Here is a 26864-nt window from a genome sequence, read left to right on the forward strand (position 1 = left end):
TGTCTGAGGGGGCTTCAGACCCCCAAACACCAGCGCATTACCGCCTTCTGCGCATGCAGGCGGTTTTCGGCCTCGTCAAAGATCACCGAGTTCGGCCCATCCATCACCTCGGAGGTCGCTTCCTCCTCGCGGTGGGCGGGCAGGCAGTGCATGAACAGGGCGTCGGGTTTGGCATGGGACATGAGCTCCGCGTTGACCTGATAGGGCCGCAGCAGGTTGTGCCGGCGTTCCTTCGCGGATTGGGAATCGTGCATCGAAACCCAGGTGTCGGCCACAACCAGATCAGCGCCATCGACGGCCTTGTACGGGTCGCGTTCGACCACGATCTTCGAGCCCTTCTGGCGGGCGAAACCCATGAACTCTTCCTCGGGATCGAACTGGGCGGGGCCGGTGAAGGTCAGGTCAAAGCCGAACTGGCCCGCCGCGTGCAGGAACGAGGCGCAGACATTGTTGCCGTCACCCGTCCAGACCACCTTTTTCCCGTCGATGGGGCCGCGGTGTTCTTCATAGGTCAGCACGTCGGCCATGATCTGGCAGGGATGGGTGCGGTCGGTCAGGCCGTTGATCACCGGCACGTCCGAGTATTCGGCCATCTCGGTCAGGATGGTTTCGTCAAAGGTGCGGATCATGATCATGTCGACATAGCGCGACAGCACGCGGGCGGTGTCGGCGATGGTCTCGCCATGGCCCAGCTGCATGTCCTTGCCCGACAGCACCATGGTCTGACCGCCCATCTGGCGCACGCCTACATCGAACGAAACGCGGGTCCGGGTTGATGGTTTTTCGAAGATCAGCGCGACCATGCGGCCGGCCAGCGGCTGTTCATCGTCGGGTGCGGCCTTAGGGCGGCCCAACCGGGCCTGCTTCATCGCGCCGGCCTGATCGATCATCGACCGCAGCGCGGCGGCGTCGGTTTTGTGGATATCAAGGAAATGGTTCATGTCGGTTCGCTTTTTTACTGTCGGTTGCCGGGGGCACCGCCCCCGGCGCATTCGGGAATAGGGGGCGTCAGGCCGAGGCGAGTTGGCCCTGGACCTGCCGGGCGGTTTTCTCGAGGCGGATCTGGGCCTGGGCAATGTCATCCTCGGTCAGGGTCAGCGGCGGCAGCAGGCGGATCACGTTGTCGGCTGCGGGCACGGTGATGACTTCGTTTTCATAACCGGCCGCGACAACATCGGCGTTGGACGCCTTGCATTTCAGGCCCAGCATCAGGCCGGATCCGCGGACCTCTTCGAACACGTCGGGGTGATCGGCGACAAGGCCCTCGAGCTTTTGGCGCAGCAGCCCTGCCTTGCGGTTGACACCGTCCAGGAAGGCCGGGGTCGCCACATGGTCCAGAACCGCGCAGCCCACCGCGCAGCCCAGCGGGTTGCCACCATAGGTCGACCCATGGGTGCCTGCGGTCATGCCGCTGGCGGCCGCTTCGGTGGCCAGCACCGCGCCCAGCGGAAAGCCGCCACCGATACCCTTGGCCACCATCATGATGTCGGGCGTGATGCCCGCCCATTCATGGGCAAAGAGTTTCCCGGTCCGGCCGACGCCGCATTGCACCTCGTCAAGGATCAGCAGCAGCCCGTTGTCGTCGCAGATCTGGCGCAGGGCCTTGAGCTCGACATCGGGGACGGGGCGGATGCCGCCTTCGCCCTGGATCGGCTCGATCATGATCGCGGCGGTCTTGTCGCTGATCGCGTTGGTCACACCGTCAAGATCGCCGAAGGCGACATGCACGAACCCGGGCAGCAGCGGGCCGAACCCCTTGATCATCTTCTCGGACCCGGCAGCGGCGATGCCCGCTGAAGAACGCCCGTGGAAAGACCCATCAAACGTGATGATCTCGACCCGCTCGGGTTGCCCCTGATCGTAGAAGTATTTGCGGGCCATCTTGACCGCCAATTCGCAGGACTCGGTGCCCGAATTGGTGAAGAACACCGTGTCGGCAAAGGTCAGATCCACCAGTTTGTCGGCCAGCGCCTGCTGCTGCGGGATCTGGTACAGGTTCGAGACGTGCCACAGCGCATGCGCCTGGTCGGTCAGGGCATTGACCAGGGCCGGGTGGGCATGGCCCAGCGCGTTCACCGCGATCCCCGCGCCCAGGTCAAGGAAACGTCGGCCGTCCGCCTCGGTCAGCCAGGCGCCTTCGCCCTTCACGAAGGTCAGCGGAGCACGGTTGTAGGTCGGCAGAACGGACGGGATCATCGGATCATCCTTTTTGGAAAACTTGAACCCAGTGACTGAAACACTGAGACCGGGTTCGTCAACAGATTTGGTGAGAGATGCGCGGATTTGGGTCGCGCGCGCAGGATCAAACGGGCCGGTTACGCAAGGATGCGTCGGCGTCGGAGCGGCAGGATATGCACGAGTTTGATCATGGGCGCCCGTATAGCGGGGCCAACCCAGTGAGGAAAGGGAAAATGTATCCGCCCATGGATTTTTTGCGGGCGCGGGTTGGACCCCTTGCAATTCGGGCTTGTCATTTCTCTTACGCTGGCGCACCGATGGCCCATGTTCTCACCACAAGCCCACAACCCTGCCCTGGCAGCCGTACTTATCTTCTGCGCCAGCGCTTTCATCGCGGGCACGACATTGCTGGCCAAAGCTCTGGGCACCGAGACACTGGGCCCGCCCCTGCACCCGATGCAGATCAGCCATGGCCGGTTCCTGTTCGCATTTGTGGTCATCGTGGCAGCGGTTGGCGTTCTGCGTCCCCAACTACGGCGTCCCCACTGGGGCCTGCATGTCGGACGCACCAGCTTCGGGTGGACTGGCATTACTCTGATGTTCGCGTCGGTCGCCTATATCCCCATAGCCGATGCCACGGCGATATCGTTTCTGAACCCTGTTTTCGCGATGGTTCTGGCCATTCCTCTGCTGAAAGAGACCGTGGGGCCTTGGCGCTGGTTGGCGGCGGCGGTGGCTTTGACGGGGGCCATCATCCTGCTGCGCCCGACCCCCGACAGCTTTCAACCCGCGGCTCTGCTGGCCTTGGCGGCGGCGGCAGTGATCGGGATGGAACTGATCTTCATCAAAAAGCTGTCTGGCCGCGAGAGCCCCATCCAGATCCTGCTCATCAACAATGCCATGGGCTTGACGATTGCCAGCATCGCGGTCGCAACCGTCTGGCAGCCACCATCGCCCGCTCAGTGGGCGGCTTTGGCCGGCATTGGTTTTCTGATGGCTTGCGCGCAGGCCTGCTTCGTCAATGGAATGGCCCGGGCAGATGCCTCGTTCGTAGCGCCAATCAGCTATGCAACGCTGATATTCGCCGCGCTTTATGACTTTGCGGTGTTCCGGGTCGTTCCGGATTGGGTCAGTTTGCTGGGCTCAGGGGTCATTCTGACCGGAGCGCTGATCCTTGTCTGGCGCGAGGCCCGAGCCAGACGCCGCTAGAATTTTTTTCTACGGCCTTGTCCGCAGGCGACCCCGATGTCGCAAACTCTCATGAAACCGACACCGCATGACGCACCCTGAATGCGGTTGGTTAGAGAGATTGCCCGATGCACGAACGCCGAATCCCGGAATGGGTCCGTCATGCGCCCGCGCCCTCCGTTCGCAAGTTCGGCATACTTGCCGGGTTCGAGGCCGTGGTTCGCGGCATTCTGATTTCCGTATTCCCCTTGGTGATGTACCGGGCCATGGGCGACGCCGGGTCCGTCTCGCTCGTTTACTTTCTGGTCGGCCTCGTTTCGTTATTGGCCGGGCTGATGGTGCCGTTCCTGATCCGTTATGTCCCGCGGCGATGGGCCTACACAGCCGGCTGCGTTATGTTCATCACCGGCGCTCTGCTGGCCATCGACGGCAGCCCCGAGGCCGTGATCGGGGCACTTGCGCTGAACACCGTGGCCGCGGTGGTGACTTTCATCTGCTTCAACGCCTACGTTTTGGACTACATCAGCAAGATCGAGCTCGGCCGCTGCGAAACAAGCCGGATGTTCTACAGCGCGCTGGGTTGGACAGCGGGGCCGATGGCAGGTGTGATGTTGATGGAATTATGGGCCCCTGCCCCTTTCGTCATCAGCGCGGCCGCCGCCATTGGTATGCTGATCATGTTCTGGGCCATGCGCCTGGGGAACGGCAAACTGATTACCAAGGCCAGGAGGGCAACAAAAAATCCGCTGTCTTTTCTGCCTCGGTTCTTTGCCCAACCACGGCTGGTGGCCGGGTATCTGTTTGCCATGATCCGGTCCTGTGGCTGGTGGATCTATGTGGTCTACCTTCCGATTTTCGCCATCGAAAACGGGTTGGGTGAGCAATTGGGCGGCACGCTTTTGTCCGCCACGAACGCCATGCTGTTTGCTGCCCCCCTGATTCTGCGCTGGGTCCAGAACCGGTCTCTGCGCAGCGCCGTGCGAACGGGCTTTGCCGCCTGCGCCACGTGTTTTCTGTTGGCTGCATTTCTCTCGGGCTGGCCGGTGGCATCGGTCGTCGCACTGGTCATGGGGTCAATCTGGTTGATCGTGCTGGACATTTGTGCCGGTCTGCCATTCCTGATGGCGGTGAAGCCGTCCGAGCGGACAGAGATGTCCGCAATCTATTCCAGCTATCGCGACGTTTCGGGAATTCTGACACCGGGCGTTGCCGCCTTGGTGTTGCTGGCGACACCGGTGGCTGGTGTTTTTGCAGCAGGTGGGTTTGCACTGCTGGGCGCCTGGTCCGTGGCCGCGCGACTGCATCCGCGGCTGGGACGCCCCCGCGTGCCGCTACAGCCCGGTTCGTTGTCCGAAGCTGCCTAGGCCTTCAAACGGTAACCGGTCCGCAGCATTTGCCAGATGACTGCGCAGATCAGCAGGGTCGACAGCAAACAGACGGCCATCCCCAACATCGGGTTGCTGTCCGACACGCCGATCATGCCGTATCGCAATCCGTCGATCAGGTAGAAAACGGGGTTCACGTGGCTGATCCTGTTCAGCAACGGCGGCAACGCGTCGACCGAGTAGAAGGTGCCAGACAGAAACGCCAAAGGGGTGACGATGAAGTTGGTGATGGCGGCCATCTGATCGAACTTGTTGGCGAAGACCCCTGCCAGCAGGCCCAGCGCGCCCATGAACGCACCCCCAAGAATGACGAAAACCAAGGCCAGCGCGGGATGCTGCGGCATCAGCCCCAAGCCAAGCGCCAGCGCAGCGGCCAGCATCAACGCGATCAGCACACCCCGTGCGATGCCGCCCGCCAGATAGCCCAGCAATATCTCGAGCGGGGACAGCGGCGGCATCAGGGTATCGACGATGTTGCCCTGCACTTTCGAGATCACCATCGAGGACGAAGTGTTGGCAAAGGCGTTCTGAATCACCGTCATCATCATGATCCCGGGCGCCAGGAATGTCAGGAAGGGCACGCCCATGACATCCGGCCGCCCCGGGCCGACGGCAATGTTGAAGATCAGCAGGAACAGCCCCGCTGTGACCAGAGGCGCCAGCAGGGTCTGCGTCCAGACCGCCAGGAAGCGCAGGGTTTCGCGCTGGGCCAGTGTCCACAACCCCATCCAGTTGACCGCTCCGAAACGGCGCATGTCCTGATCCGCGAGATTCTGCATTCCTGCCCCCAATCTGATTCGATGACCGCTTGTAACTCGGCCCGCAGTGATTAGAATAGGGCGCTGAGACGAATTCCGAAGGCGGCCCGTGACCGAGGCCGCTTTCCCGCTTTTGAAAGGCTACCCATGTCCTGGACAGACGAGCGCGTTGAACTGCTCAAGAAAATGTGGGGCGAAGGCCAGTCGGCCAGCCAGATCGCCAAGGAACTGGGCGGGGTCACCCGCAATGCGGTGATCGGCAAGGTCCATCGCCTGGGCCTGTCGAACCGGACCTCCGGCGGCGCACCGGCCAAGGCCGAGCCCAAGGAAAAACCGGCCCCCGCGCCCAAGGCCGAAGCCAAGCCCAAACCCGCCCCCAAGACCGAGCCGGCCCGCCCCGCAGCCGCCGCGCCGGCCGCCGAGGCAAAGCCGGCCACGCCGCCGCGCCGCCAGATCATTCCGGCCGGCCAGCCGCTGCCGCCGCAGCCTTCGGCCAATGAAATCAGCCCCGAGGCACTGGCCAAGGTCAACGAGGTCGAGAAGAAGGCCAAGAAGCTGACCCTGATGGAACTGACCGAAAAGACCTGCAAATGGCCCGTGGGCGATCCGGCCACGGATGATTTCTGGTTCTGCGGTCTGCCGGCCGAGCCGGGCAAACCCTATTGTGAGGCGCATGTGGGCGTCGCCTTCCAACCCATGAGCTCGCGCCGCGACCGGCGTCGCTGAGGCCCATGCGCCAGGATCCGACAGCGATGGAGGATACCTGGCTGGCCCGGGCCAAACGGCTTTTGGCGCTGGCCGAAACCGGCCAGCATTTCACCGCCGATCCGTTCGACCGCGAACGTTATGACGAAATCGCCGGAATGGCCCGCGCGATGCTGGCCGACCTGGGTCGGGTGCCTTTGTCAAAGATCGAAATGGCGATGCCTGCCCACTCGGGCGGATACGCAACACCGAGCATCGACATCCGCGCCGCCGTAATTCGCAACGGCGGTATCCTGCTGGTACGGGAACGCAGCGACGGGTTGTGGGCGATGCCTGGCGGTTTTGCCGATATCGGCAGCTCTCCGTCGGAGAACATCGAACGCGAAGTCTTGGAGGAAGCCGGTCTGCGTGTCGCGGCGCAGACACTCTATGCAGTACGCCACAAGGCGCGGCATCCCTACCCGGCAGATCCACGGGACTTTTACAAACTGTTCTTCCTGTGTAGCCCTTTCGATGCCGCCACCCCGACCCCGGGCCCCGAAACCAGCGAAGCCGCGTTTTTTGCCCCGGATGCGTTGCCGGACCTGTCCCTGACACGCAATTTGGAAAAAGACATCCACGATGCGTTTCAAGCGAACGGCACGTCACCCAGCCCGGCGATGTTTGACTGACCGTTACTGCGCCGGGTGCGAATGTGGTCCTGCCGGCAGGTGCACCCATTTGGGCAGTTCGTCGGGCGAAACCGAGACATGCAGGCGTTCGGACGGGTCCTGACCTACGGTGCGATGCTTGCGCAGCAGGAAGATCTTGCCCCATCCCCGCCACGTCCCGACCGACGGTGCCTGCGGATCAGTGGGAAAGCGGGTGCGCCAATCTTCTGGCAGCGGCAGACCATGCAACTCGGCCTTGTCGAGCATCCACACCAGCGAAATGTTGGCCAGCGGTCGCGCAGGCTCGAACCCGCTGAGTTGCCCCCCGACGTCACCATGCGTGCCGCGGAACCAGACCTGTTCGCAATGGCCGCGGAAATCCGGTGCGGTCGACCAAAGGACCGGCGTGAAGACCTCTCGCGTTTCATCCAGCGCCAGCGCATGATACCCGTGCCGGGTGGACTGCCCGAGGTGGTGGTTGTGAAATGAATGCCGCTCTTCGGCCATGCGCCAAAGCAGCGGCAGGCGCAGCCCCAATGCCTTGACCGTGTCCCAAACGCCGATCATCTCAATTTCGACGCCGTCGTGGCAGAAGTTCCGGCGAAAGTCCTGTGCGGCCTGCCCACCCGGGTTGCACTCATAATGCCGGTAGGCCTGCTTGATGTTGCGCTCGGTCGCATGCTCGGCTTGCAGCAGCCCGATCATATCGATGACGCCGGCAAGGCTGCGCACACCATAGGCGCCGCGGGAATAGCCGATGAAGTAGATCCGATCGCCGGGCTTGTACCGCGAGGCAAGATAGCCGTAGGCTCTGCGGATCTGGCGGTTGATCCCCCGCCCCATCATCACGTCCAGCGTGGATTTCCAGCTCTCCCATTGCACGCCCGCTTCATAGAAGACCGAGACCTGATTGCCCATTTCGCAGCACAACCGAAAGGTCTGGCCGGCATGGGTCTCGAAGCCGGGCTCCAGGGTCGACATCGTTCCGTCCAGGATGATGACATGACTGATGGGTTCGCGGTGGCGCGTTTCGGCGGAATGCTCGGACCGCAGGGGGCGGCCGAGCCATCCAAGTATCTTCTTACCGAACCGCGACAGTACCATTCGACAACAATTCCCAAACCTTGACCGGAGTGAACGGCATGTCCGCCTGCCGCACTCCATGATCCCAGAGCGCATCCTGCACCGCATTTGCAACCGCGGCCAATGCGCCAACGGTGCCTGCCTCGCCGCATCCTTTCATTCCCATGGGGTTGGCCGTTGACGGAACCGGCGCCGAGGTAAACCTAATCATGGGTATGTCAGCGGCGCGCGGCAAGGCGTAATCCATGAACGTTGCCGTGAGCAACTGCCCCTCACCATCATGCACCACGTGCTCGCACAGCGCCTGGCCGATGCCCTGGGCCACCCCTCCGTGCACCTGCCCTTCGGCCAGCATGGGGTTGATGAGATTGCCGAAATCATCGACGACCGTATAGCGGTCGACCGTCGTCGTGCCGGTTTCCGGGTCGATCACGATCTCGGCAACATGGGCGCCGTTAGGATAGCTGCGCGCCTCGAGCCGCGTGCGGGCCTCGTGCTGCAGCAGGTCGGTGCGGCCATCCGCGCGGGCCATCTCGGCCGCTTCGATCAGCGTGGGCGTCAGGTTCGACCCCGGCGCGCGGAAGGTTTCATGGTCGAAGGTCACATCACTTTCCTCGACCCCCATTTTATCCGCCAGATAGGGCGTGAATGCGGCAATCATCTGGTCAATCGTGACCAGCGTCGCCGCGCTTTGCACCGTAACCGAGCGCGACCCGCCGGTGCCGCCGCCCTGCGCCATGCGGTCGCTGTCACCTTGCACGACCCGGATCCGGTCGGCCGGAATCCCCGTCTGATCCGACAGGAACTGGGCATAGACCGTCTCATGGCCCTGCCCGTTCGATTGCGTCCCGACATAAAGGTTCACTGTTCCGTCCTGACAAAATTCGACTTTTGCGCCTTCGGAAGGGTCACCCAGAATGCTTTCGATATAGTAACAAAGCCCCTGCCCCCGGATCAGACCACGTTCGGCGTCGGCGGCCTTGCGCGCGGCGAAACCGGCGGTCTGTTCGGCGGCGCGGGACAGAACCAATCCGAAATCGCCCACATCATAGGTTTCACCGGTGGCCGAGACATAGGGAAAAGCCTCGGGCCGGATGAAGTTACGGCGGCGCAGTTCCCACGGGTCGACGCCCAGTTCCCGCGCGGCGCGGTCCATCGCGCGCTCCAGCACATAGATCGCCTCGGGTCGGCCGGCACCGCGATAGGCATCGACTTGAGTGGTGTTGGTATAAAACCCCTCGACCCGCAGATAGGTTTTCTGCACGTCATAGACGCCGGGCAGCACGCATTTGAACAGGTTGGTCTGGATCGCCTGACCGAAATGGCTGTTGTAGGCGCCCAGGTTGCAGCGGCTGTGGACCCGGTAGGCGGTGATGCGAAGATCCTCGTCAAAGGCCAGCTCGGCCAGCGAGGTCAGGTCGCGCCCGTGGTGGTCGGACAACATCGCCTCGGTCCGGTCCGACATCCAGTGCACGGGCTGGCCCAGTTGCATCGCCGCCACCGCGACCGAGAAATACTCGGGATACGGCATCGCCTTCATGCCGAACCCGCCGCCGACGTCTGGCGTGGTGACATGGACCGCCTGAGGGTCCAGCCGCAGCTTGTCGGCCAGCTGCGCCTTCATCCCCCAGACACCTTGCCCGCCATAGCTGAAATGCAGCCGCCCGTCGGACCAGACCGCATTGCCGCCGCGCGGCTCGATCGAGTTCACGATCACCCGGTTGTCGGCCACCTGCAGCGACACGACATGGGCGGCGGCGTCAAAGGCGGCCTGGGTCGCGGCCTCGTCGCCCACCGCCCAGTCCAAGGCGCGGTTGTCGGGGGCCTCGGGGTGCAGCGGCTCACCGCCCGGCGCAAGGTCCAGCTTGGCGGGGCGGTCGGCGGTATCCATCCAGATCAGCTCGGCGGCGTCGCGGGCCTGTGCGGGCGTATCAGCCACGACCATCGCCACCGGCTCGCCGACGAAGCGCACCCGGTCGCGGGCCAGCATGTGGCGCGGGGGATTGGCGGCACGGCTGCCGTCGCGGTTGACAAGGATCGTGGCGCTCAGCACCGGGTCGATTCCGGCGGCGATCAAGTCATCGATGGTCAGCACCAGCCGCACGCCGGGCGCGGCGCGGGCGGCGTCGAGGTCCAGCCCGGTGATGTCGCCATGCGCCACCGGGCTGCGAAAGAACACCGCGTGCAGCGCGCCGGGTGGCACCGTATCGTCCATGTAGCGCCCCTGCCCGGTCAGGAACCGCTGATCCTCGGTCCGGGTGACCGGTTGGCTCTTGCCGAACTTTTCCATGACGCGCCCCTTTCACTGCCTCAGACCGCGACCCTAGCCTTGATGCGGCGGATGTCCAGTGCGCGAGGTGCTTGGCCCTTTCCCTTCCCTCCACCATTCGCTATTGCAGGCGCTGACCCAAGATCGATGACGCAGGACGCACCCGATGGCGATGGACAAGACATTCAACGCGGCCGAGGCCGAGGCCCGGATCTACAAGGCCTGGGAACAGGCCGGAGCCTTTAAGGCAGGCGCGAACAAGTCGCGCGACGAAAGCTTTTGCATCATGATCCCGCCGCCGAACGTGACCGGTGCGCTGCATGTGGGCCATGCGTTCAACAACACCCTGCAGGACATCCTGATCCGCTGGCACCGGATGCGCGGGTTCGACACGCTGTGGCAGCCCGGCCAGGATCACGCCGGCATCGCCACGCAGATGCAGGTCGAGAAGATGCTCGCCGCCACGCAACAACCCAGCCGGAACGAACTGGGCCGTGAGAAGTTCCTTGAGAAGGTCTGGGAGTGGAAGGGCGAATACGGCGGCACCATCATCGAGCAGCTGAAACGCCTCGGCTCTTCGTGCGACTGGTCGCGCAACGCCTTCACCATGGCCGGTGCGGCCGGCGACCCGCGCACGGGCCACGAAAACAGCCCCAACTTCCATGACGCGGTCATCAAGGTCTTTGTCGACATGTACGACAAGGGCCTGATCTACCGCGGCAAGCGGCTGGTCAACTGGGACCCGCATTTCGAGACCGCGATCTCGGACCTCGAGGTCGAGAATATCGAGGTCGCCGGCCATATGTGGCACTTCAAGTACCCGCTGGCCGGGGGCGAGACCTATACCTACGTCGAAAAGGACGAGGACGGAAACGTCATCCTCGAGGAAGAGCGCGACTACATCTCGATCGCCACGACCCGCCCCGAAACCATGCTGGGCGACGGCGCGGTTGCGGTGCACCCGTCGGACGAACGCTATGCGCCCATCGTCGGCAAGCTGTGCGAAATCCCGGTGGGCCCGAAAGAGCATCGCCGCCAGATCCCGATCATCACCGACGAATACCCCGACCCGAATTTCGGCTCGGGCGCGGTGAAGATCACCGGCGCGCATGATTTCAACGACTATCAGGTGGCCAAGCGCGGCAAGATCCCGATGTACCGCCTGATGGACACGCGCGGCCACATGCGGGCCGACGGCGCGCCCTACGCAGACGAAGCCGCCAAAGCCCAGGAATATGCCCGCGGGCGCGAATTCACCGAGAACGAGATCGACGCGATCAACCTGGTGCCCGACCACCTGCGCGGCCTGGACCGGTTCGAGGCGCGCGCCAAGGTGGTCGAAGAGATCACCGCCGAGGGCCTGGCCGTGATGACCCGCGCGGACGATCCGCGCCTGGGATCAACCGCGCTGAAACCCGATGCCGAAGGCGCCGACGCGCTGGTGCCGCTGGTCGAGAGCAAACCGATCATGCAGCCCTTCGGCGACCGCTCGAAGGTGGTGATCGAGCCGATGCTGACCGACCAGTGGTTCGTCGAAACCTCAAAGATCGTGGGCCCCGCGCTGGACGCGGTGCGCGACGGCACGGTCAAGATCATCCCGGAATCGGGCGAAAAGACCTATTACCACTGGCTCGAGAACATCGAACCCTGGTGCATCAGCCGCCAGCTGTGGTGGGGGCATCAGATTCCGGTCTGGTACGGGCTGGACCTGTCGGCCGAGGATTTCAAGGATGACGAAAACGACGGCGAGCTGGATCTGGTCGAACTGGGCCGGCTGCTGAACGAAGGCGGCATGCTGCACCGGGGCGCGGTCATGGAGTGCGCCGCCAGCTTCGAGGACGTCACCGGGAAATTCCTGGATGACAATGCCGACATTCCCAGCCCGCTCAGCCACGCCACGGTGATCGAGGTGGCCGACAAGCACGAGGCGATCCACCGGTTCGCCGAGAGCCTGGCGCAATACGCCATCGACCGCGATCCGACCAAGCTGGTTTATCCGGTCTGGCGCGATCCGGATGTGCTGGACACCTGGTTCTCGTCCGGCCTGTGGCCCATCGGCACGCTGGGCTGGCCCGAACAGACCGAGGAGTTGCAGCGCTACTTCCCCACCGATGTCCTGATCACCGGGTTCGACATCCTATTCTTCTGGGTCGCCCGGATGATGATGATGCAGCTGGCCGTGGTGAACGAAATTCCGTTCCACACCGTCTATCTGCACCAGCTCGTCCGCGACGAGAAGGGCAAGAAGATGTCCAAGACCACCGGCAACGTCATCGACCCGCTGGAAATCGTGGACGAGTTCGGCGCCGACGCGCTTCGCTTTACCAACGCGTCGATGGCGGCCATCGGCGGCGTGCTGAAACTGTCGCGCGAGCGCATCACCGGCTATCGCAACTTTGGCACCAAGCTGTGGAACGCCGTCCGCTTTGCCGAGATGAACGAGGTCTTTACCGACGCCGTCCCGCAACTGGACGTGGCCGAGTTGCAGCCCAAGGCCGCCGTAAACCGCTGGATCATCGGCGAAACCGCCCGCGTGCGGGAAGAGGTCGACGCGGCGCTGGAGAGCTATCGCTTCAATGACGCGGCCAATGCGCTTTATGCCTTTGTCTGGGGCAAGGTCTGTGACTGGTACGTGGAACTGTCCAAACCGCTGCTGCAGGGCGACGATGCCGAGGCCCAGGCCGAGACCCGCGCCACCATGCGCTGGGTTCTGGATCAGTGCCTGGTCCTGCTGCACCCGATCATGCCCTTCATCACCGAAGAGCTGTGGGGCCTGACCGGCACCCGTGCCAAGATGCTGGTGCATGCCGACTGGCCCAGCTATGCCGCCGACGATCTGGTCGACGCCGACGCGGATCGCGAGATGAACTGGGTGATCTCGGTGATCGAGAACACCCGCTCGGCCCGCGCCCAGATGCGCGTCCCGGCGGGCCTGTACGTGCCGATGCTGGTGACCGAGATCGACGCCCACGGCCAGGCCGCCTGGGACCGAAACGAGGCGCTGATCAAGCGGCTGGCCCGGATCGACAGCCTGACCAAAGCCGAGACGCTGCCCAAGGGCACGATCTCGATCGCCGCGCCCGGCGCGTCCTTCGGCCTGCCGCTGGCCGACATCATCGACATCGGCGCCGAAAAGGAACGGCTGGAAAAAGCCAAGGGCAAACTGGCCAAGGAACTGGGCGGTCTGCGCGGGCGTCTCAACAACCCTAAATTCGTGGCCTCGGCCCCGGAAGAGGTGGTCGAAGAGGCCAAGGCCAACCTCGCCGCCCGCGAAGAGGAAGAGGCTCGCATCAACGAGGCGCTGGCCCGACTGGCCGAGATCGCCTGATCCGTCAGCCCTCCGCAGCTTGACGAAACCCCGCCGCGCACGCCCGGCGGGGTTTTTTGCACCCGCCCCTGTTCACCGGGCCAAACGGTTGCTAGCAATCTCGGGACCAATCCACCGAGGCCCCCATGTCCAGACCCTTTCCGCCGATGCAGACCGTTTCAACCGGGCTGGTCGTGGCCGTAGTCGGCTTTTTCAGTTCCTTTCCGATTGTCCTGCAGGGGCTGGACGCCATGGGCGCTTCGGGGCCGCAGGCGGCATCGGGGCTGATGATGGCCGCCCTTGCCATGGGGCTGGCTGCGATCGTGCTCAGCCTGTGGTACCGCCAACCGATCAGCGTGGCCTGGTCCACGCCCGGTGCGGCGCTATTGGCGGTTTCGGCCGCGCCGGCTGCGGGTTTCTCGGGTGCCATCGGCGCGTTCCTGTTTGCGGGTGCGCTGACCGTTCTGGCCGGAATGTGGCGCCCGCTGGGACGGTTGGCGGCGGCGATTCCCACCTCCTTGGCGCAGGCGATGCTGGGCGGGGTGCTGCTGCCGCTGTGCATCGTCCCGTTTCAGGCCGCGGTCGAGATCCCCTGGCAGGCGCTGCCGGTGATCCTGACCTGGTTCATCGCCGGACGTGTGCACAGACTGCTGGCGGTCCCCGCCGCCGTGCTGGCCGCCGCGCTGGTCGTCGTTCTGTTCTCTGACGGACCGTCTGTGCGCCCCGACCAGCTGCTGGCCGCGCCGGTCTGGACCACGCCCACATTCTCGGTGGCGTCGATGATCGGCATCGGGGTGCCGCTGTTCGTGGTCACGATGGCCACGCAGAACATACCCGGCATCGCGGTGATGCGCAGCTTTGGCTATGCCCCGGTCGCAGGGCGGCTTTTCTCGGCCGTGGGCGGGGCCAGCATCCTGTCGGCCCCCTTCGGCGCGCCGGCGACCTGCCTTGCGGCCATCACCGCCGCCATGTGCTCGAACGAGGACAGCCACCCCGACCGGGATCAGCGCTATTGGTCCGCAGTCATGGCCGGAGTGTTCTATTGCCTGTTCGGGGTATTCGCCGTGGCCATCACCGGATTTGCCGCCCATGCCGATCCGATGCTGATGGGCACGTTGACCGGCGTCGCACTGATCGGGGTCATGGCCAATGCCACCTTCGCCGCGCTCGAGGTTCCGGCCGAGCGCGAAGCCGCGATCCTGACCTTTGCCATCACCGCCTCGGGCATCACCGTGTTTGGCCTGGGCGCGGCGGTCTGGGGTCTGCTGGCAGGCGGCGTCGCCTATGGGGTGACGACGCGCCTGCGGGGCTGAGGCCCACCTGGCCGCGGCCCGCGAGTTTACTTGAACTCGGGCTTGCGGCCCTGCATCTGGGCCATCACCACTTCCATCTGGTCGGGTTTGCCGATCAGCTCGACCTGTTCGGCGGATTCGGCCAGCAGAACCTCGGCGCGCGACTTGGTTTCGGCCACCTCGATCAGGCGTTTCGCGGCGCGGATGGCCGAGGGGCTCCTGCCCGCAATATCCTCGGCCAGCGCGATGGCTTCGGTCAGCGGATCATCCGACAGGCTGGTGACCAACCCCCAGTCGGCGGCCTGGGCGGCACCGATGGGCCGCGCGGTATAGGTCAGCAGGCGCAGCACGTCGGACCGTACCAGTTTCGGCAACAGGACCATGCCGCCCATGTCGGGGATGATGCCCCATTTCATCTCCATCACGGCCAGCTTGGCATCGGGATGGGCGATCCGGATATCGGCGCCCAGCGCGATCTGCAGGCCACCGCCATAGGCCACGCCCTGAATGGCGCAGATCACCGGCACCGGCACGCGGCGCCAGATCAGCGCCAGTTCCTGCATCTCATTCGCGTCGTCATGGCTGCGGGTCATCAGCCACTCGGTCGGGTCCATGTGCGCCATGGCCGCGAAACTGGCCATGTCGAGCCCAGCGCAGAAGCTTTTACCCTCGCCCGACAGCACCACGGCACGGGCGTCCGAGGCAGCGACCTCTTGCCCCGCTGCCAAGATTGCCTTGATCATCGCATCATCCAGCGCGTTCATCTTGTCGCCGCGGGTCAGGGTGACATGGGCGATGTGGTTCCTGTATTCGACTGATACGCGCGCCATCTGGGCCTCCGGGTTTGATGTTCCGGGCAAACCATGCCCCGAAACCCGCAGCCGACGCCAGCCCGACGTGAGGGCAGATCGGCGCGGACGCCCCGGCCACATGCAAGGCTTGCCCCGGCCATGCCCTTGGGATTATCTGCGCCCATGACCGGACCCAGATACACCCCGCTTGCCCAATCCCTGCCCGCAACCGTGCCCTTCGTCGGCCCCGAGACGCAGGAGCGTCAGCGCGGCGCGCCCTTCGTGGCCCGGCTGGGCGCAAACGAGAGCGTGTTCGGCCCCTCGCCCCGCGCGATCGAGGCGATGCGGCAGGCCGCTGACGGCATCTGGATGTATGGCGACCCAGAGAACCACGATCTGCGCCATGCGCTGGCCGATCATCACGGGATCAGCCCCGACAACATCGTGGTCGGCGAAGGCATCGACGGGCTGCTGGGCTATCTGGTGCGCCTGATGGTCGGTCCGGGCGATGCGGTCGTGACCTCGGACGGGGCCTATCCCACCTTCAACTACCACGTCGCGGGCTATGGCGGGACGATCCACAAGGTGCCTTATGCCAACGATCACGAGGACCCGGCCGCCCTGTTCGCCAAGGCAGCCGAGGTCGGCGCCAAGCTGGTCTATCTGGCCAACCCGGACAACCCGATGGGCAGTTGGCATCGCGGCACGGACATCGTCGCGGCGATGGACGCTCTGCCGGACGGCTGTCTGCTGGTTTTGGACGAGGCTTACGTGGAATGCGCGCCCGTCGGCACCGCCGCGCCGGTCGCGGCGGATGATCCGCGCGTGATCCGGATGCGCACCTTTTCCAAGGTCTACGGCATGGCCGGCGCACGGGTCGGCTATGCGATCGGAGCGCCCGGGTTGATCTCGGCCTTCAACAAGGTGCGCAACCATTTCGGCATGAACCGCATGGCGCAGGCCGGGGCGCTGGCCGCCCTGCACGATCAGGACTGGCTGACGCAGGTACAAGCACAGATCGCCTCGGCCTGCGACCGGATCGGCGCGATCGCGCGTGACAACGGGTTGGCCCCGCTGCCCTCGGCCACCAATTTCGTGGCGATCGACTGCGGGCGCGACGGAGCATTTGCCAAGGCGGTGCTGGATGCGCTGGTGGCGCAGGGGATCTTCGTGCGGATGCCATTTGCAGCCCCGCAGAACCGCTGCATCCGCGTCAGTTGCGGCACCGAAGCCGACCTGAACGCCTTTGCCGCCGCCCTGCCGCAGGCGCTGGCGGCCGCGCGCAGCGCCTAGCCCGCCAGAACCCCCGCCGCAGCCTCGAGCGCGCCGGACCCGCGTGGGATCTCCAACGCGGCCATGGCGGTTTCGATGCCGCCCAGCAGACCCATGACCATGTGCCCGTTCAGATGGCCCATGTGGCCCAGCCGGAAACATGACTCCTCGTCCGCCATGCCCAGCCCGATGCCAAGGGTCAAGCCCAGGTGCCGCTCGGTATAGCTGCGCAGGGGCGTGCCGCGACCCCCGGTCAAGCGCAGAGCGGTGACGGCATGGCTGCGATGCGTGCGATCGCCGACGTTCAGGTGCAGCGCCCCGGCCTCGGCCCACTTCTCGCAGGCGGCCCAGACGGCATGGGCCAGCTGCGCATGGCGGGCCCAGACCTGCTCAATCCCCTCGGCATGGATCAGATCAAGGGCGGCGCGCAGGCCGTACAGGTGGTGCGTCGGCGCGGTGCCGCCGAAATACTGATAGAACCAGTCGGGCTCTGATCGCGGCTGCCAGTCCCAATAGCCCGAAACGCGCGGCATCGCGGCCCGTTTGGCCTTGGCCCGGTCGTTGAAGAACACGAAGGACATGCCCGCAGGGGTCATCAGCCCCTTCTGGCAGGCGGTGACCATGACATCGACGCCCCAGTCATCCATCTCGAACCGGTCGCAGCCCAGAGAAGCGATGCAATCCGCCATCAGCAATGCCGGGTGGTTCAGGTCGTCCAATAGCGCCCGCAGCGCCGGAATGTCGTTGCGGATCGAGCTGGACGTGTCCACATGCACCGCAAGAACCGCCTTGATCCGGTGGTCGGCATCAGCCCGCAGGGCCTGCGCGATCCGGTCCATATCCCACGGGTCGGAGGGGCCGAAATCGATCAACTCGACCTTGACGCCCAGACGCTCGGCCATTTCCGCCCAGCCATGGGTGAACCGCCCCGAAGCCGGAGCCAGCACGGTTTCCCCCGGCGCCAGAACGTTGGACAGCGCCGCCTCCCACGCGCCGTGGCCGTTGGCGATGTAGATCGCCACCTCGTGCCGGGTACGGGCCACGCGGCGCAGGTCGGCCGTCAGGTCGGGCATCATCTCGACCAGTTCACCGGCATAGATATTGGGCGACGGGCGGTGCATCGCCTGCAGCACCGCGTCCGGAATCACGGAAGGGCCCGGAATGGCCAGATAATTTCGCCCTTGGGCGAAAGAAATACTGTCTGTCATGTGGATCAACCTGCCTGTAATGGCGCCCACCCTAGCGCCCGGCCCGGCAAGGTCAATCCATCAGCGCGGCGGCCTCACGCGCGAGGGCTTCGATCCCCGCCCAGTCGCCCTGCGCCACCATCTGTTTCGGCGCGACCCAACTGCCGCCCGCGCAGATCACGTTGGGCAGGGACAGGTAGTCGCGCGCGTTGGCGGGCGACACGCCGCCCGTCGGGCAGAAGGTTATCTGCGGCAGCGGCGCGCCGATCGCCTTGAGCGCAGGCGCCCCGCCCGAGGCTTCGGCCGGGAAGAACTTCAGCATGTCATAGCCCTGCTCGAGCAGGCGCATCGCCTCGGTCGCGGTGGCCGCGCCGGGCAGCAGCGGCAGGCCCTCGGCCTCGCAGGCGGCGATCAGGGCATCGGTGGCCCCGGGCGATACGCCGAACTGCGCGCCCGCCTCTTTTGCGGCGCGGACATCGTCGGGCGTGACCAGCGTGCCGGCCCCCACGACCCCGCCGGGCACCTGCACCATGGCGCGGATCGCGTCCAGCGCCGCGGGCGTGCGCAAGGTTACTTCGAGCGCAGGCAGGCCACCGACCACCAGTGCCTCGGCCAGCGGGCGGGCATGGGCGGCGTCATCGACGACCAGAACCGGGACGATGGGCGCCAATGCGCAGATCTCGCGGGTACGTTGGGTTTTTGCGGACATAGGTTCAGGCTCCGAAAATGCTGGCACCGGCATCGGCCGAGCCGACGGCGTTGCGGAACGTGGTGAACAGGTCGCGGCCCACCCCGTATTGATGCGCCGAAAGATCGGCGGTGGCGACGGGGCGCTCCAGCACGCCGGAGGTCAGGATTTCAAGCTGGCCCCGCACCGCATCGACCCGCAGCAGGTCGCCATCGCGCAGCTTGGCGACCGGGCCACCATCCAGCGCCTCGGGGCAGACATGGATCGCCGCGGGCACTTTGCCCGAGGCCCCAGACATGCGGCCATCGGTCACCAGCGCCACCTTCTGCCCGCGCCCCTGCAGGATCGACAGGATCGGGGTCAGCGAGTGCAGTTCGGGCATGCCATTGGCCTTGGGCCCCTGAAAGCGGACCACGACGATGACATCATCGGTGAACTCGCCCGCCTTGAACGCGGCCTTGACCTCGTCCTGGTCGTGGAAGACGCGAACCGGGGCCTCGACCACCTGGTGTTCGGGGGCCACGGCCGAGACCTTCATCACGCCGGTGCCCAGATTTCCGCTCAGGCGCGACAGGCCGCCGGTGGGCTGGAACGGGTCATTGGCCGGGCGCAGGATCTTTTCGTTCAGGCTGTGGCCTGCGCCGTCCTGCCAGACCAGCGCGCCATCGATCAGCTTGGGTTCCTGCGTGTAATGATGCAACCCTTGCCCCGCCACGGTCAGAGTGTCGGGATGCAGCAGCCCTTCGTCCAGCAGCGTGCCGATGGTGTACCCCAGCCCGCCTGCGGCGTGGAAATGGTTCACGTCCGCCAACCCGTTGGGATAGACCCGCGCGACCAGGGGCACGACGCCCGAGATGTCCGAGAAATCCTGCCAGTCCAGCACGATGCCCCCGGCACGGGCCATGGCGATCAGGTGGATCAGCAGGTTGGTCGACCCGCCCGTGGCCATCAGCCCCACGATGCCGTTCACGAAGGCCCGTTCGTCGAGGATCTGGCACACTGGCGTGTAGTTGTTGCCCAGCGCGCTGAGTGACAGGGCACGGCGGGCGCCTTCCTCGGTCAACGCATCGCGCAGCGGCGTGTTGGGGTTGACGAAGCTGGAGCCCGGCAGGTGCAGGCCCATGAACTCCATCAACATCTGGTTGGTGTTGGCGGTGCCGTAGAAGGTGCAAGTGCCCGGCCCGTGATAGGCGGCCATCTCGGCGGCCATCAGTTCTTCGCGGGTGGCTTCGCCGGCGGCGAATTTCTGGCGCACCTTGGCCTTTTCGTCGTTGGGCAGGCCGCTGGTCATCGGGCCGGCGGGCAGGAACACCGCCGGAAGGTGGCCAAAGCTTTGCGCTGCGATCACCAGCCCCGGCACGATTTTGTCGCAGACCCCCAGGAACACCGCTGCGTCAAAGGTATTGTGGCTGAGCGCCACCGCCGCCGCCAGCGCGATCACGTCGCGCGAGAACAGCGACAGCTCCATCCCGGCCTCACCTTGCGTGACCCCGTCGCACATGGCCGGAACCCCGCCCGCCACCTGCGCGGTGCCGCCTGCGGCACGGGCAGCGCGACGGATCAGTTCGGGATAGCGCTCGAACGGCTGATGCGCCGACAGCATGTCGTTATAGGCGGTGACGATGCCCAGATTGCCCACGCTGGTCGTGGCCATCGTTTGCTGATCGGCCCCTGCACCGGCATAGGCATGGGCCTGGCCGCTGCACGACAAGTGTGCGCGCGCCGGCCCTTCGGACCGGGCCTGCTCCATCCGCTGCAGATAGGTGCGGCGGGGATCGGCGCTTCGCTCGATTATCCTTTGGGTGACATCGGTGATGACGTTGTGAACCATCTCAACCTCCGATCTGGCGCCAGCGGCGTCCGTCGCGATGCATCAGCATCAATGCGTCTTCTGGGCCGGAACTGCCCTGATCATAGCGCGAGGGACGGTCGCCGCGCTCTTCCCAGCCCTTGATGATGGGATCGACCCAGGCCCAGGCGGCCTCGACCTCGTCGCCGCGCATGAACAGAGTCTGGTCGCCACGGATCACGTCCATCACCAGCCGTTCATAAGCGTCCTGCGCGCGCACATCAGCACCCAGTGCCTCGGCAAAGCTCATGTCCAGCGCCACGTCCGTCAGGCGGAAGCCGCCCGGGCCGGGATCCTTGATCGTGGTGCGCAGGGTGATGCCTTCGTCGGGCTGCAGGCGGATCACCAGCACGTTGCCGTGCAGCGGGCCGACATTGGGAAAGATCGTGTGCGGCGGGTCGCGGAAAAACACCGCGATTTCGGATTCACGCGCGCGCAGACGCTTGCCCGTACGCAGATAGAACGGAACCCCCGACCAGCGCCAGTTGCCCACGCGCACCTTCAGCGCGATGTAGCTTTCAGTCAGGCTGTCGGGGTTGCCCACATGATCGACATAGCCGTCGCCGCCCTTGTCCGCCCGGTACTGGCCGCGGGCGATGTCGGTCGGGGCAACAGGTTCCAGTGCCTCGATCACCTTGACCTTTTCACTGCGCACCGCGTTGGGCGAGAAGGTCGAGGGCGGCTCCATCGCAGTCAGGCACAAAAGTTGCACCAGGTGGTTCTGCACCATGTCCCGCATCGCGCCGGACTGGTCGTAATAGGCACCACGCCCTTCGACCCCGACGGTTTCGGCCACGGTGATCTGGACATGATCAACATGGGTCGCGTTCCACAGCGGTTCGAACAGCGAGTTGGCAAAGCGCAGCGCCATCAGGTTCTGCACCGTTTCCTTACCCAGGTAATGGTCGATCCGATAGATCTGATGCTCTTCGAAACAGGCGCGCAGACCTTCGTTCAGCGCCTTGGCCGAGGCCAGATCATGGCCAAAGGGTTTCTCGACCACGATGCGGCTGTCGGGCGTGGCAAGCCCGTGATCATGCAGGCGCTGTGCGATGCCGGGAAACAGTTTCGGACCGACCGACAGATAAAAGGCGCGCACCACGTCGGGGCGCAGCGATTTGGCCAGCTTGTCCCAGCCGTTTTCGCCCAGCGCATCCACGGGCACGTATTCGACCCGGGCCAGAAACCGGTCCAGCACGTCCTTTTTGAAGGACGGAGCGAATTCCTTAATCGACTTGCGCACCTGCGCGCGGAACCCGTCATCGTCCATATCCGATCGCGCGGTCCCGATGATGCGCGCATCTTCGGGCATCTGCCCCACTTCGAAGCGATGGTAGAGGCCCGGCAGGATCTTGCGCTGGGCCAGATCTCCGGTCGCGCCGAACAGGACCAGGTCGAACGGATCTACCGGGATTACGCGTGAAACCATGGCTGGCTCCCTTCTTCGGACAATCCGGCGCGGTCTGCAGCCAGACTCCCTGTTACCGCTAACATTCGTGGCTTGGATAGAAAGACCAAGCCCAAAAAGCAAGCCCGGATTTCGGAATCGGGCCTTTTTTCGCGGTCATCATGGCCTCAGCCGTTGTCGCGCAGATACTCCATGATCGCCGGGCGCACCGATTGTTCGCCGCGATGGCGCGCGTCGGCGATGATCTTGCGGACATCCTGCAGGTTGGACCGCAACAGCAGGCTTTTGACCGGGCCGATCGAGGCCGGGCGCATCGACAGGGTGCGGATACCCATCGCCGCCAGGCACAGTGCCTCGATCGGGCGGCCGGCATCCTCGCCGCAGAAACTCAGCGGCGTGTCGGAAATTCCGCACCGTTCGACGATGCGCTCGATCAGGCTGAGGAAGCTGACATTCAGCGTGTCATAGCGGCGGCGCACGAGCTCGTTTTCACGGTCGGCGGCGAAGAAGAACTGTTTCAGGTCGTTGCCGCCGATCGAGATGAAATCGACCTCGTCAAAGAACTTCTGGGGGGCGAAGGCCAATGATGGTGTTTCCAGCATCGCCCCAACTTCCAGCGTTTCCGGCAGCACATGACCCAAGCGCTTTTCGCGCTCCAGCGTCTTGTTCACTTCCCAACGGGCCTCGCGGTATTCGTCGGCCTGGGCGACAAACGGGAACATGACCGTCAGAGGACGGCCATCCGCCGCGCGCAACAGGGCCTGCAGCTGCATCCGCATCACGCCGCGCTTGTCCAGGCCCACGCGAATGGCGCGCCAACCCAGCGCCGGGTTGGGCTCGGCGACATGCTTCATGTAGGGCAGCACCTTGTCCGACCCGATATCCAGCGTACGGAAAACCACGCGCTTGCCATCGGCCGAATCCAGAACGCGCTTGTACTGCGCCACCAGTTCCGACCGTTTGGGCATCTGGTTGCGGATCAGAAACTGCAATTCGGTGCGGAACAGGCCTACGCCCTCGGCCCCGGACGTCTTGAGCGACGGCAAGTCGGCCATCAGGCCGGCATTCATCACCAGATTGATCCGCTCGCCATCCTTGGTCACGGTCGGGGTTTCGCGGATCGAGGCATAGCGTTTCTGCGCCTCGGCCTGCATGGCCATCTTGTCGCGGAAGGCGCTGACGACGGTATCCTCGGGGCGCAGATGCACGACGCCCTCATCCCCGTCGACCAGAATATGGTCGCCGTTCAGCGCCTCGGTCGTAATCCGTCCGACATGCACCACCAGCGGGATGGCCAGAGCGCGGGCGACGATGGTGGCATGACTGCCGACCGAGCCCTCCTCGAGCACGACACCTTTCAGCGAACGGCCGTATTCCAACAGATCGCCCGGTCCGATATTGCGCGCCACCAGGATCGGATCGGGCGGCAGCTCTTTACCGTTCGACCCGCCCTGCCCGGTCAGGATGCGCAGCAGACGGTTGGACAAATCGTCCAGATCCGCCAGACGCTCGCGCAGATAAGGGTCGGTGACCTGGCTCATCCGGGCGCGGGCCTGCGACTGCTCCTTTTCCACCGCCGCCTCGGCGCTGAGACCGCGGGCGATGTCCTCTTCCATCCGGCGCATCCAGCCCTTGGAATTGGCGAACATCCGGTAGGCTTCCAGAACCTGCAGCTGTTCCGTGTCGCCGCCCCGCGAGATTTCAAGCATCTTGTCGACGCCCACGCGCAGCTCTTCGACTGCTTCGTTCAGCCGCTCCAGCTCGCGATGTGGATCGTCGGCGATCGGGTTGGTGACGACGACACGCGGCTCATGCAGCCAGACATGCCCCTCGGCCGAGCCCTCCTGTGCCGGGCCACCGCGCAGCAATATGGATTGCTGATGCAGTGGTGAAAGGGCGGCACCTTCGCCCACAAACGCACCCAATTCGGCCATTTCCGCAAGGACCATTGCCACGACTTCAAGCGCATAGACCTCATCCGCGGAAAACTCGCGTTGAGCGCGGGACTGGACCACAAGAACCCCAAGCTTCTGCCCCAGCCGCTGAATGGGCACGCCCAGGAACGACGAAAAACGCTCCTCGCCTGTTTCCGGCATGTACCGGAAACCTTTCTCGGAGGGCGCATCGGCGGCGTTGACGACCTTGCCGAACTTGGCCACCCGGCCAACGAGACCTTCCCCCAGACGCATGCGGGTCTGGTGTACGGCCTCGGGGGCAAGACCTTCGGTGGCACACAGCTCCAGGGTTTCGTCGTCGCGGAACAGATAGATCGAGCACACCTCGCACCGCATGCTGTCGGCGATCAGGTGAGTGATCCGGTCAAGACGCTCCTGACCGGCAGCCTCGCTTGCCATCTCCTCGCGCAGCCGCCCCAGCAGCTTGCGGGATTCTGTTTCCATTCCGTCTGCCATCGCCCGATCTACTCTGCGGTGTCAGGCGGGACCTTGGCCGAGATGCTCAGGCCGCCTTTTCCAGTTCAAAGGCATCATGCAGCGCCTGAACGGCAAGTTCCATGTATTTCCGGTCGACGAGGACGGAAATTTTGATCTCGGAGGTTGTAATGACCTTGATGTTGATCCCCTCATCCGAGAGTACCTTGAACATCTTGGCCGCCACGCCCGACTGCGAGCGCATGCCGATGCCCACCACCGAAACCTTGGCCACATCGGTGTCGGCGACCAGCTCGGCATAGTTCAACTCGCCACGCTCCTTGACTGCCAACAGCGCCTTTTCGGCGCGCGCCACCTGGTTGGTGGGGCAGGAAAAGGTCATGTCCGTGCGCCCCTCGTCCGAGATGTTCTGCACGATCATGTCGACGTTGATCCCTTCATCGCTGAGCGCGTTGAAGATGATCGCGGCGATGCCGGGGCGGTCGGCGACCGACACGACGGTCATCTTGGCCTCGTCCCGCGAATAGGCCACACCCGAGACTACATTGGATTCCATGATTTCCTCCTCGTCGACGACCAGTGTTCCGGCCTCGTCGGACTGTTCCTCGAAGCTTGAGAGAACACGCAGTTTCACCTTGTACCGCATCGCCAGCTCGACCGAGCGGGTCTGCAGCACCTTGGCCCCCAACGAGGCCAGTTCGAGCATTTCCTCGAACGAGATCTTGTCCAGTTTGCGCGCCTTCTCGCAGATGCGCGGATCGGTGGTATAGACGCCGTCCACATCCGTGTAGATGTCGCAGCGCTCGGCGCCGAAGGCGGCGGCGAAGGCAACGGCGGTGGTGTCCGAACCGCCCCGGCCCAACGTGGTGATCCGTCCTTCGGGGCTGATACCCTGAAAGCCCGCCACCACGGCGACCTTCATGCCCTCACCGAACTTCTGGTTGATGTTGTCGGTCGGAATATCAAGGATCCGCGCCGCCGAATGGGCGCCGTCGGTCAGCAGCGGCACCTGCCAGCCCTGCCAGCTTCGGGCGGGGATGTCCATTTCCTGCAGCGTCAGCGCCATCAGACCGGCGGTGACATTCTCGCCCGAGGATACCACGGCATCATATTCGCGCGCGTCATACAGCGGCGAGATCTCGTCGACCCAGCCCACCAATTCGTTGGTCTTGCCCGACATGGCCGACACGATGACGATGACGTCATAGCCCTTGGCCACTTCGACGCCGATGCGCTTGGCAGCGCGGCGGATGCGGTCGAGGTTGGCGACGGATGTGCCGCCGAATTTCATCACGAGTACGGGCATGGGGGCAAATGTCTCCGCGCCTTGGATTTCCGGTCCCGAGCGTCTTATGCGAGGCAACACACAAGAGCAAGGGCACATAGAACGGCAGGACACTGCAGCGCAACGCTTTACAAGGACCGGCAGCAATGTCAGCGTATCGTCAAGGATTTAAACCATGAGGAATACCATGCTGCGTTTTGTTTTCGCCTGTGCTCTGATGTCCAGCCCGGCTCTGGCCCAGGTGGCTTCACTGTCCGGAACGGACGGCCAGAACGCGTTGGGAACGGTCCCCTGCGCCGCGTTGGCGGGTCAGCCATTGAAAAATTGCCCTGCCGAGTTGCGGCGCAAGGATGATGGCACTGCAACCCTGGCGGTTCAGTTGGATACTGGGGAAGTACGCCGCATCTATTTCACCGATGGAAAGCCGGATTCCAGCAGCTCGACGTCGAAGATCACTTCGGAAACGCGGGGCGAAATTCTGGTGATCTTCATCGATCCCGGTGAAGTCTACGAGATCCCCAAGGCAGCGCTGGCCGCTCAGTAAGGATGTGCCTGCCCGTCCCAGGTTTCAAAGCAGCCGGTGGAGTCCAAACTCAGCGCATCGAAACGCTCGGTCAACCCGGCAACGGCCTGTGACACGGTGATGTCGGCGGCCTGACCGCCCATGTCCGTCTGCACCCATCCCGGGTGATAAATGCCGACGGCGATGCCATCGTCCTTGATATCCACCGCCAGGTTGCGCCCAAGGTTCAGCACAGCCGCCTTGGAGGCCCGATAGATATAGCTGCCCCCGGGCGCCCGCGTGTGCGAGGCCATCTGCGACGAGATGATCGCGATCTTGCCGCGCGCCGCACGCAGATTGGGCAACAAGGACTGAATGGTCAGAAACACCCCGGTGACGTTGGCCGCAAAGGTCTGGCCCCACATCTCGGCCGGGTAGCCGTCGATTGTTTGGCCTTTGTCCAGATAGACACCTGCATTGCAGATCAACAGATCTACGGGCTGGCCATCCAACTTGCGCGCCATCTGCGCCTGTTGCGCCGGGTCGGTAACGTCCAGACGAATATCGGCGGAATCGTCCCGTGCGGTGCCGGTGACAGTATCGCCGCGGCCACGATAGCATTCAGCAAGAGCACGCCCAATGCCGCGATTGGCGCCGGTGATAACAAGATGCACGGT

The 26864-nt window shown here is 64.5% G+C and carries 21 protein-coding genes; 8 read left to right on the forward strand and 13 right to left on the reverse strand.

The window, feature by feature from the left end; translation table 11 throughout:
* Positions 1–14 precede the first annotated feature (14 nt).
* Together argF and ACR0EF_RS09470 are read right to left on the reverse strand one after the other, a co-directional pair.
* Positions 15–941, reverse strand: a complete 927-nt coding sequence (gene argF, locus ACR0EF_RS09465; RefSeq protein ID WP_170337993.1) for an ornithine carbamoyltransferase — start codon at positions 939–941, stop codon at positions 15–17.
* 67 nt (positions 942–1008) lie between these two features.
* Positions 1009–2196, reverse strand: a complete 1188-nt coding sequence (locus tag ACR0EF_RS09470; RefSeq protein ID WP_170370859.1) for an aspartate aminotransferase family protein — start codon at positions 2194–2196, stop codon at positions 1009–1011.
* 306 nt (positions 2197–2502) lie between these two features.
* Between ACR0EF_RS09470 and ACR0EF_RS09475 the strand changes: the two genes are divergently transcribed.
* Together ACR0EF_RS09475 and ACR0EF_RS09480 are read left to right on the forward strand one after the other, a co-directional pair.
* Positions 2503–3387: a DMT family transporter gene (locus tag ACR0EF_RS09475; protein ID WP_170337989.1), complete on the forward strand. Its 885-nt coding sequence runs from the start codon at positions 2503–2505 to the stop codon at positions 3385–3387.
* Positions 3388–3494: 107 nt separating this feature from the next.
* A complete protein-coding gene (locus ACR0EF_RS09480; RefSeq protein ID WP_170372079.1) occupies positions 3495–4730 on the forward strand; it encodes an MFS transporter in 1236 nt (411 codons plus the stop codon).
* On the opposite strand, the gene ACR0EF_RS09485 is transcribed toward ACR0EF_RS09480, so the two are convergent.
* On the reverse strand, positions 4727–5530 hold the full coding sequence (locus ACR0EF_RS09485) for an ABC transporter permease (RefSeq protein ID WP_093962716.1): 804 nt from the start codon (positions 5528–5530) through the stop codon (positions 4727–4729). The genes ACR0EF_RS09480 and ACR0EF_RS09485 overlap by 4 nt on opposite strands.
* A gap of 126 nt (positions 5531–5656) precedes the next feature.
* Between ACR0EF_RS09485 and ACR0EF_RS09490 the strand changes: the two genes are divergently transcribed.
* Together ACR0EF_RS09490 and ACR0EF_RS09495 are read left to right on the forward strand one after the other, a co-directional pair.
* A complete protein-coding gene (locus ACR0EF_RS09490; protein WP_170370862.1) occupies positions 5657–6235 on the forward strand; it encodes a GcrA family cell cycle regulator in 579 nt (192 codons plus the stop codon).
* A 5-nt stretch (positions 6236–6240) separates the two neighbouring features.
* Positions 6241–6885 carry an NUDIX hydrolase gene (locus ACR0EF_RS09495; RefSeq protein ID WP_217353656.1) on the forward strand — a complete coding sequence of 215 codons (645 nt, stop codon included), beginning with the start codon at positions 6241–6243 and terminating at the stop codon, positions 6883–6885.
* 3 nt (positions 6886–6888) lie between these two features.
* Here ACR0EF_RS09495 and ACR0EF_RS09500 read toward each other — a convergent pair whose 3' ends face one another.
* A complete protein-coding gene (locus ACR0EF_RS09500; RefSeq protein ID WP_170370863.1) occupies positions 6889–7968 on the reverse strand; it encodes a DUF2235 domain-containing protein in 1080 nt (359 codons plus the stop codon).
* Complete coding sequence (locus ACR0EF_RS09505; RefSeq protein WP_170372077.1) at positions 7946–10237, reverse strand: xanthine dehydrogenase family protein molybdopterin-binding subunit; 2292 nt, start codon at positions 10235–10237, stop codon at positions 7946–7948. The genes ACR0EF_RS09500 and ACR0EF_RS09505 overlap by 23 nt, the downstream gene beginning before the upstream one ends.
* A gap of 145 nt (positions 10238–10382) precedes the next feature.
* On the opposite strand from ACR0EF_RS09505, the gene ACR0EF_RS09510 reads away from it, so the two are divergent.
* Positions 10383–13544 carry a valine--tRNA ligase gene (locus tag ACR0EF_RS09510; RefSeq protein WP_170372075.1) on the forward strand — a complete coding sequence of 1054 codons (3162 nt, stop codon included), beginning with the start codon at positions 10383–10385 and terminating at the stop codon, positions 13542–13544.
* A 125-nt stretch (positions 13545–13669) separates the two neighbouring features.
* Entirely contained in the window at positions 13670–14836 is a 1167-nt protein-coding gene (locus ACR0EF_RS09515; RefSeq protein WP_254438855.1) for a benzoate/H(+) symporter BenE family transporter, read from the forward strand.
* Between the two features lie 26 nt (positions 14837–14862).
* On the opposite strand, the gene ACR0EF_RS09520 is transcribed toward ACR0EF_RS09515, so the two are convergent.
* Positions 14863–15645 (reverse strand): crotonase/enoyl-CoA hydratase family protein, encoded by a 783-nt coding sequence (locus tag ACR0EF_RS09520; RefSeq protein WP_170372074.1) that lies wholly within the window; start codon positions 15643–15645, stop codon positions 14863–14865.
* A gap of 144 nt (positions 15646–15789) precedes the next feature.
* Between ACR0EF_RS09520 and ACR0EF_RS09525 the strand changes: the two genes are divergently transcribed.
* The gene (locus ACR0EF_RS09525) at positions 15790–16899 is read left to right on the forward strand and encodes a pyridoxal phosphate-dependent aminotransferase (protein WP_170372072.1); all 1110 of its coding nucleotides are present in this window, start codon (positions 15790–15792) and stop codon (positions 16897–16899) included.
* On the opposite strand, the gene ACR0EF_RS09530 is transcribed toward ACR0EF_RS09525, so the two are convergent.
* From ACR0EF_RS09530 to ACR0EF_RS09555, 6 genes are all read right to left on the reverse strand, one after another.
* On the reverse strand, positions 16896–18086 hold the full coding sequence (locus ACR0EF_RS09530; RefSeq protein ID WP_170372070.1) for a pyridoxal-phosphate-dependent aminotransferase family protein: 1191 nt from the start codon (positions 18084–18086) through the stop codon (positions 16896–16898). The genes ACR0EF_RS09525 and ACR0EF_RS09530 overlap by 4 nt on opposite strands.
* Positions 18087–18138: 52 nt before the next feature.
* The gene (gene eda / locus ACR0EF_RS09535) at positions 18139–18774 is read right to left on the reverse strand and encodes a bifunctional 4-hydroxy-2-oxoglutarate aldolase/2-dehydro-3-deoxy-phosphogluconate aldolase (protein WP_170372068.1); all 636 of its coding nucleotides are present in this window, start codon (positions 18772–18774) and stop codon (positions 18139–18141) included.
* 4 nt (positions 18775–18778) lie between these two features.
* Positions 18779–20584: a phosphogluconate dehydratase gene (gene edd, locus ACR0EF_RS09540; RefSeq protein ID WP_170372066.1), complete on the reverse strand. Its 1806-nt coding sequence runs from the start codon at positions 20582–20584 to the stop codon at positions 18779–18781.
* Between the two features lies 1 nt (position 20585).
* Positions 20586–22031: a glucose-6-phosphate dehydrogenase gene (gene zwf, locus ACR0EF_RS09545; RefSeq protein WP_170372064.1), complete on the reverse strand. Its 1446-nt coding sequence runs from the start codon at positions 22029–22031 to the stop codon at positions 20586–20588.
* Between the two features lie 146 nt (positions 22032–22177).
* Positions 22178–24421 carry a phosphoenolpyruvate--protein phosphotransferase gene (gene ptsP, locus ACR0EF_RS09550; RefSeq protein WP_093962727.1) on the reverse strand — a complete coding sequence of 748 codons (2244 nt, stop codon included), beginning with the start codon at positions 24419–24421 and terminating at the stop codon, positions 22178–22180.
* Between the two features lie 46 nt (positions 24422–24467).
* Positions 24468–25706 carry an aspartate kinase gene (locus tag ACR0EF_RS09555; RefSeq protein ID WP_170372062.1) on the reverse strand — a complete coding sequence of 413 codons (1239 nt, stop codon included), beginning with the start codon at positions 25704–25706 and terminating at the stop codon, positions 24468–24470.
* A gap of 166 nt (positions 25707–25872) precedes the next feature.
* On the opposite strand from ACR0EF_RS09555, the gene ACR0EF_RS09560 reads away from it, so the two are divergent.
* Positions 25873–26229, forward strand: a complete 357-nt coding sequence (locus ACR0EF_RS09560; RefSeq protein ID WP_170337960.1) for a hypothetical protein — start codon at positions 25873–25875, stop codon at positions 26227–26229.
* On the opposite strand, the gene ACR0EF_RS09565 is transcribed toward ACR0EF_RS09560, so the two are convergent.
* The gene (locus ACR0EF_RS09565) at positions 26223–26861 is read right to left on the reverse strand and encodes an SDR family oxidoreductase (RefSeq protein ID WP_170337552.1); all 639 of its coding nucleotides are present in this window, start codon (positions 26859–26861) and stop codon (positions 26223–26225) included. The genes ACR0EF_RS09560 and ACR0EF_RS09565 overlap by 7 nt on opposite strands.
* Between the last annotated feature and the right edge of the window lie 3 nt (positions 26862–26864).

The organism is Ruegeria sp. CG8 (assembly GCF_056537165.1).

Coding starts and splice junctions, on each gene's coding strand:
- argF (WP_170337993.1), bottom strand. CDS start 941: ATGAACCATTTCCTTGATATCCACAAAACCGACGCCGCCGCGCTGCGG.
- ACR0EF_RS09470 (WP_170370859.1), bottom strand. CDS start 2,196: ATGATCCCGTCCGTTCTGCCGACCTACAACCGTGCTCCGCTGACCTTC.
- ACR0EF_RS09475 (WP_170337989.1), top strand. CDS start 2,503: ATGTTCTCACCACAAGCCCACAACCCTGCCCTGGCAGCCGTACTTATC.
- ACR0EF_RS09480 (WP_170372079.1), top strand. CDS start 3,495: ATGCACGAACGCCGAATCCCGGAATGGGTCCGTCATGCGCCCGCGCCC.
- ACR0EF_RS09485 (WP_093962716.1), bottom strand. CDS start 5,530: ATGCAGAATCTCGCGGATCAGGACATGCGCCGTTTCGGAGCGGTCAAC.
- ACR0EF_RS09490 (WP_170370862.1), top strand. CDS start 5,657: ATGTCCTGGACAGACGAGCGCGTTGAACTGCTCAAGAAAATGTGGGGC.
- ACR0EF_RS09495 (WP_217353656.1), top strand. CDS start 6,241: ATGCGCCAGGATCCGACAGCGATGGAGGATACCTGGCTGGCCCGGGCC.
- ACR0EF_RS09500 (WP_170370863.1), bottom strand. CDS start 7,968: ATGGTACTGTCGCGGTTCGGTAAGAAGATACTTGGATGGCTCGGCCGC.
- ACR0EF_RS09505 (WP_170372077.1), bottom strand. CDS start 10,237: ATGGAAAAGTTCGGCAAGAGCCAACCGGTCACCCGGACCGAGGATCAG.
- ACR0EF_RS09510 (WP_170372075.1), top strand. CDS start 10,383: ATGGCGATGGACAAGACATTCAACGCGGCCGAGGCCGAGGCCCGGATC.
- ACR0EF_RS09515 (WP_254438855.1), top strand. CDS start 13,670: ATGTCCAGACCCTTTCCGCCGATGCAGACCGTTTCAACCGGGCTGGTC.
- ACR0EF_RS09520 (WP_170372074.1), bottom strand. CDS start 15,645: ATGGCGCGCGTATCAGTCGAATACAGGAACCACATCGCCCATGTCACC.
- ACR0EF_RS09525 (WP_170372072.1), top strand. CDS start 15,790: ATGACCGGACCCAGATACACCCCGCTTGCCCAATCCCTGCCCGCAACC.
- ACR0EF_RS09530 (WP_170372070.1), bottom strand. CDS start 18,086: ATGACAGACAGTATTTCTTTCGCCCAAGGGCGAAATTATCTGGCCATT.
- eda (WP_170372068.1), bottom strand. CDS start 18,774: ATGTCCGCAAAAACCCAACGTACCCGCGAGATCTGCGCATTGGCGCCC.
- edd (WP_170372066.1), bottom strand. CDS start 20,584: ATGGTTCACAACGTCATCACCGATGTCACCCAAAGGATAATCGAGCGA.
- zwf (WP_170372064.1), bottom strand. CDS start 22,031: ATGGTTTCACGCGTAATCCCGGTAGATCCGTTCGACCTGGTCCTGTTC.
- ptsP (WP_093962727.1), bottom strand. CDS start 24,421: ATGGCAGACGGAATGGAAACAGAATCCCGCAAGCTGCTGGGGCGGCTG.
- ACR0EF_RS09555 (WP_170372062.1), bottom strand. CDS start 25,706: ATGCCCGTACTCGTGATGAAATTCGGCGGCACATCCGTCGCCAACCTC.
- ACR0EF_RS09560 (WP_170337960.1), top strand. CDS start 25,873: ATGCTGCGTTTTGTTTTCGCCTGTGCTCTGATGTCCAGCCCGGCTCTG.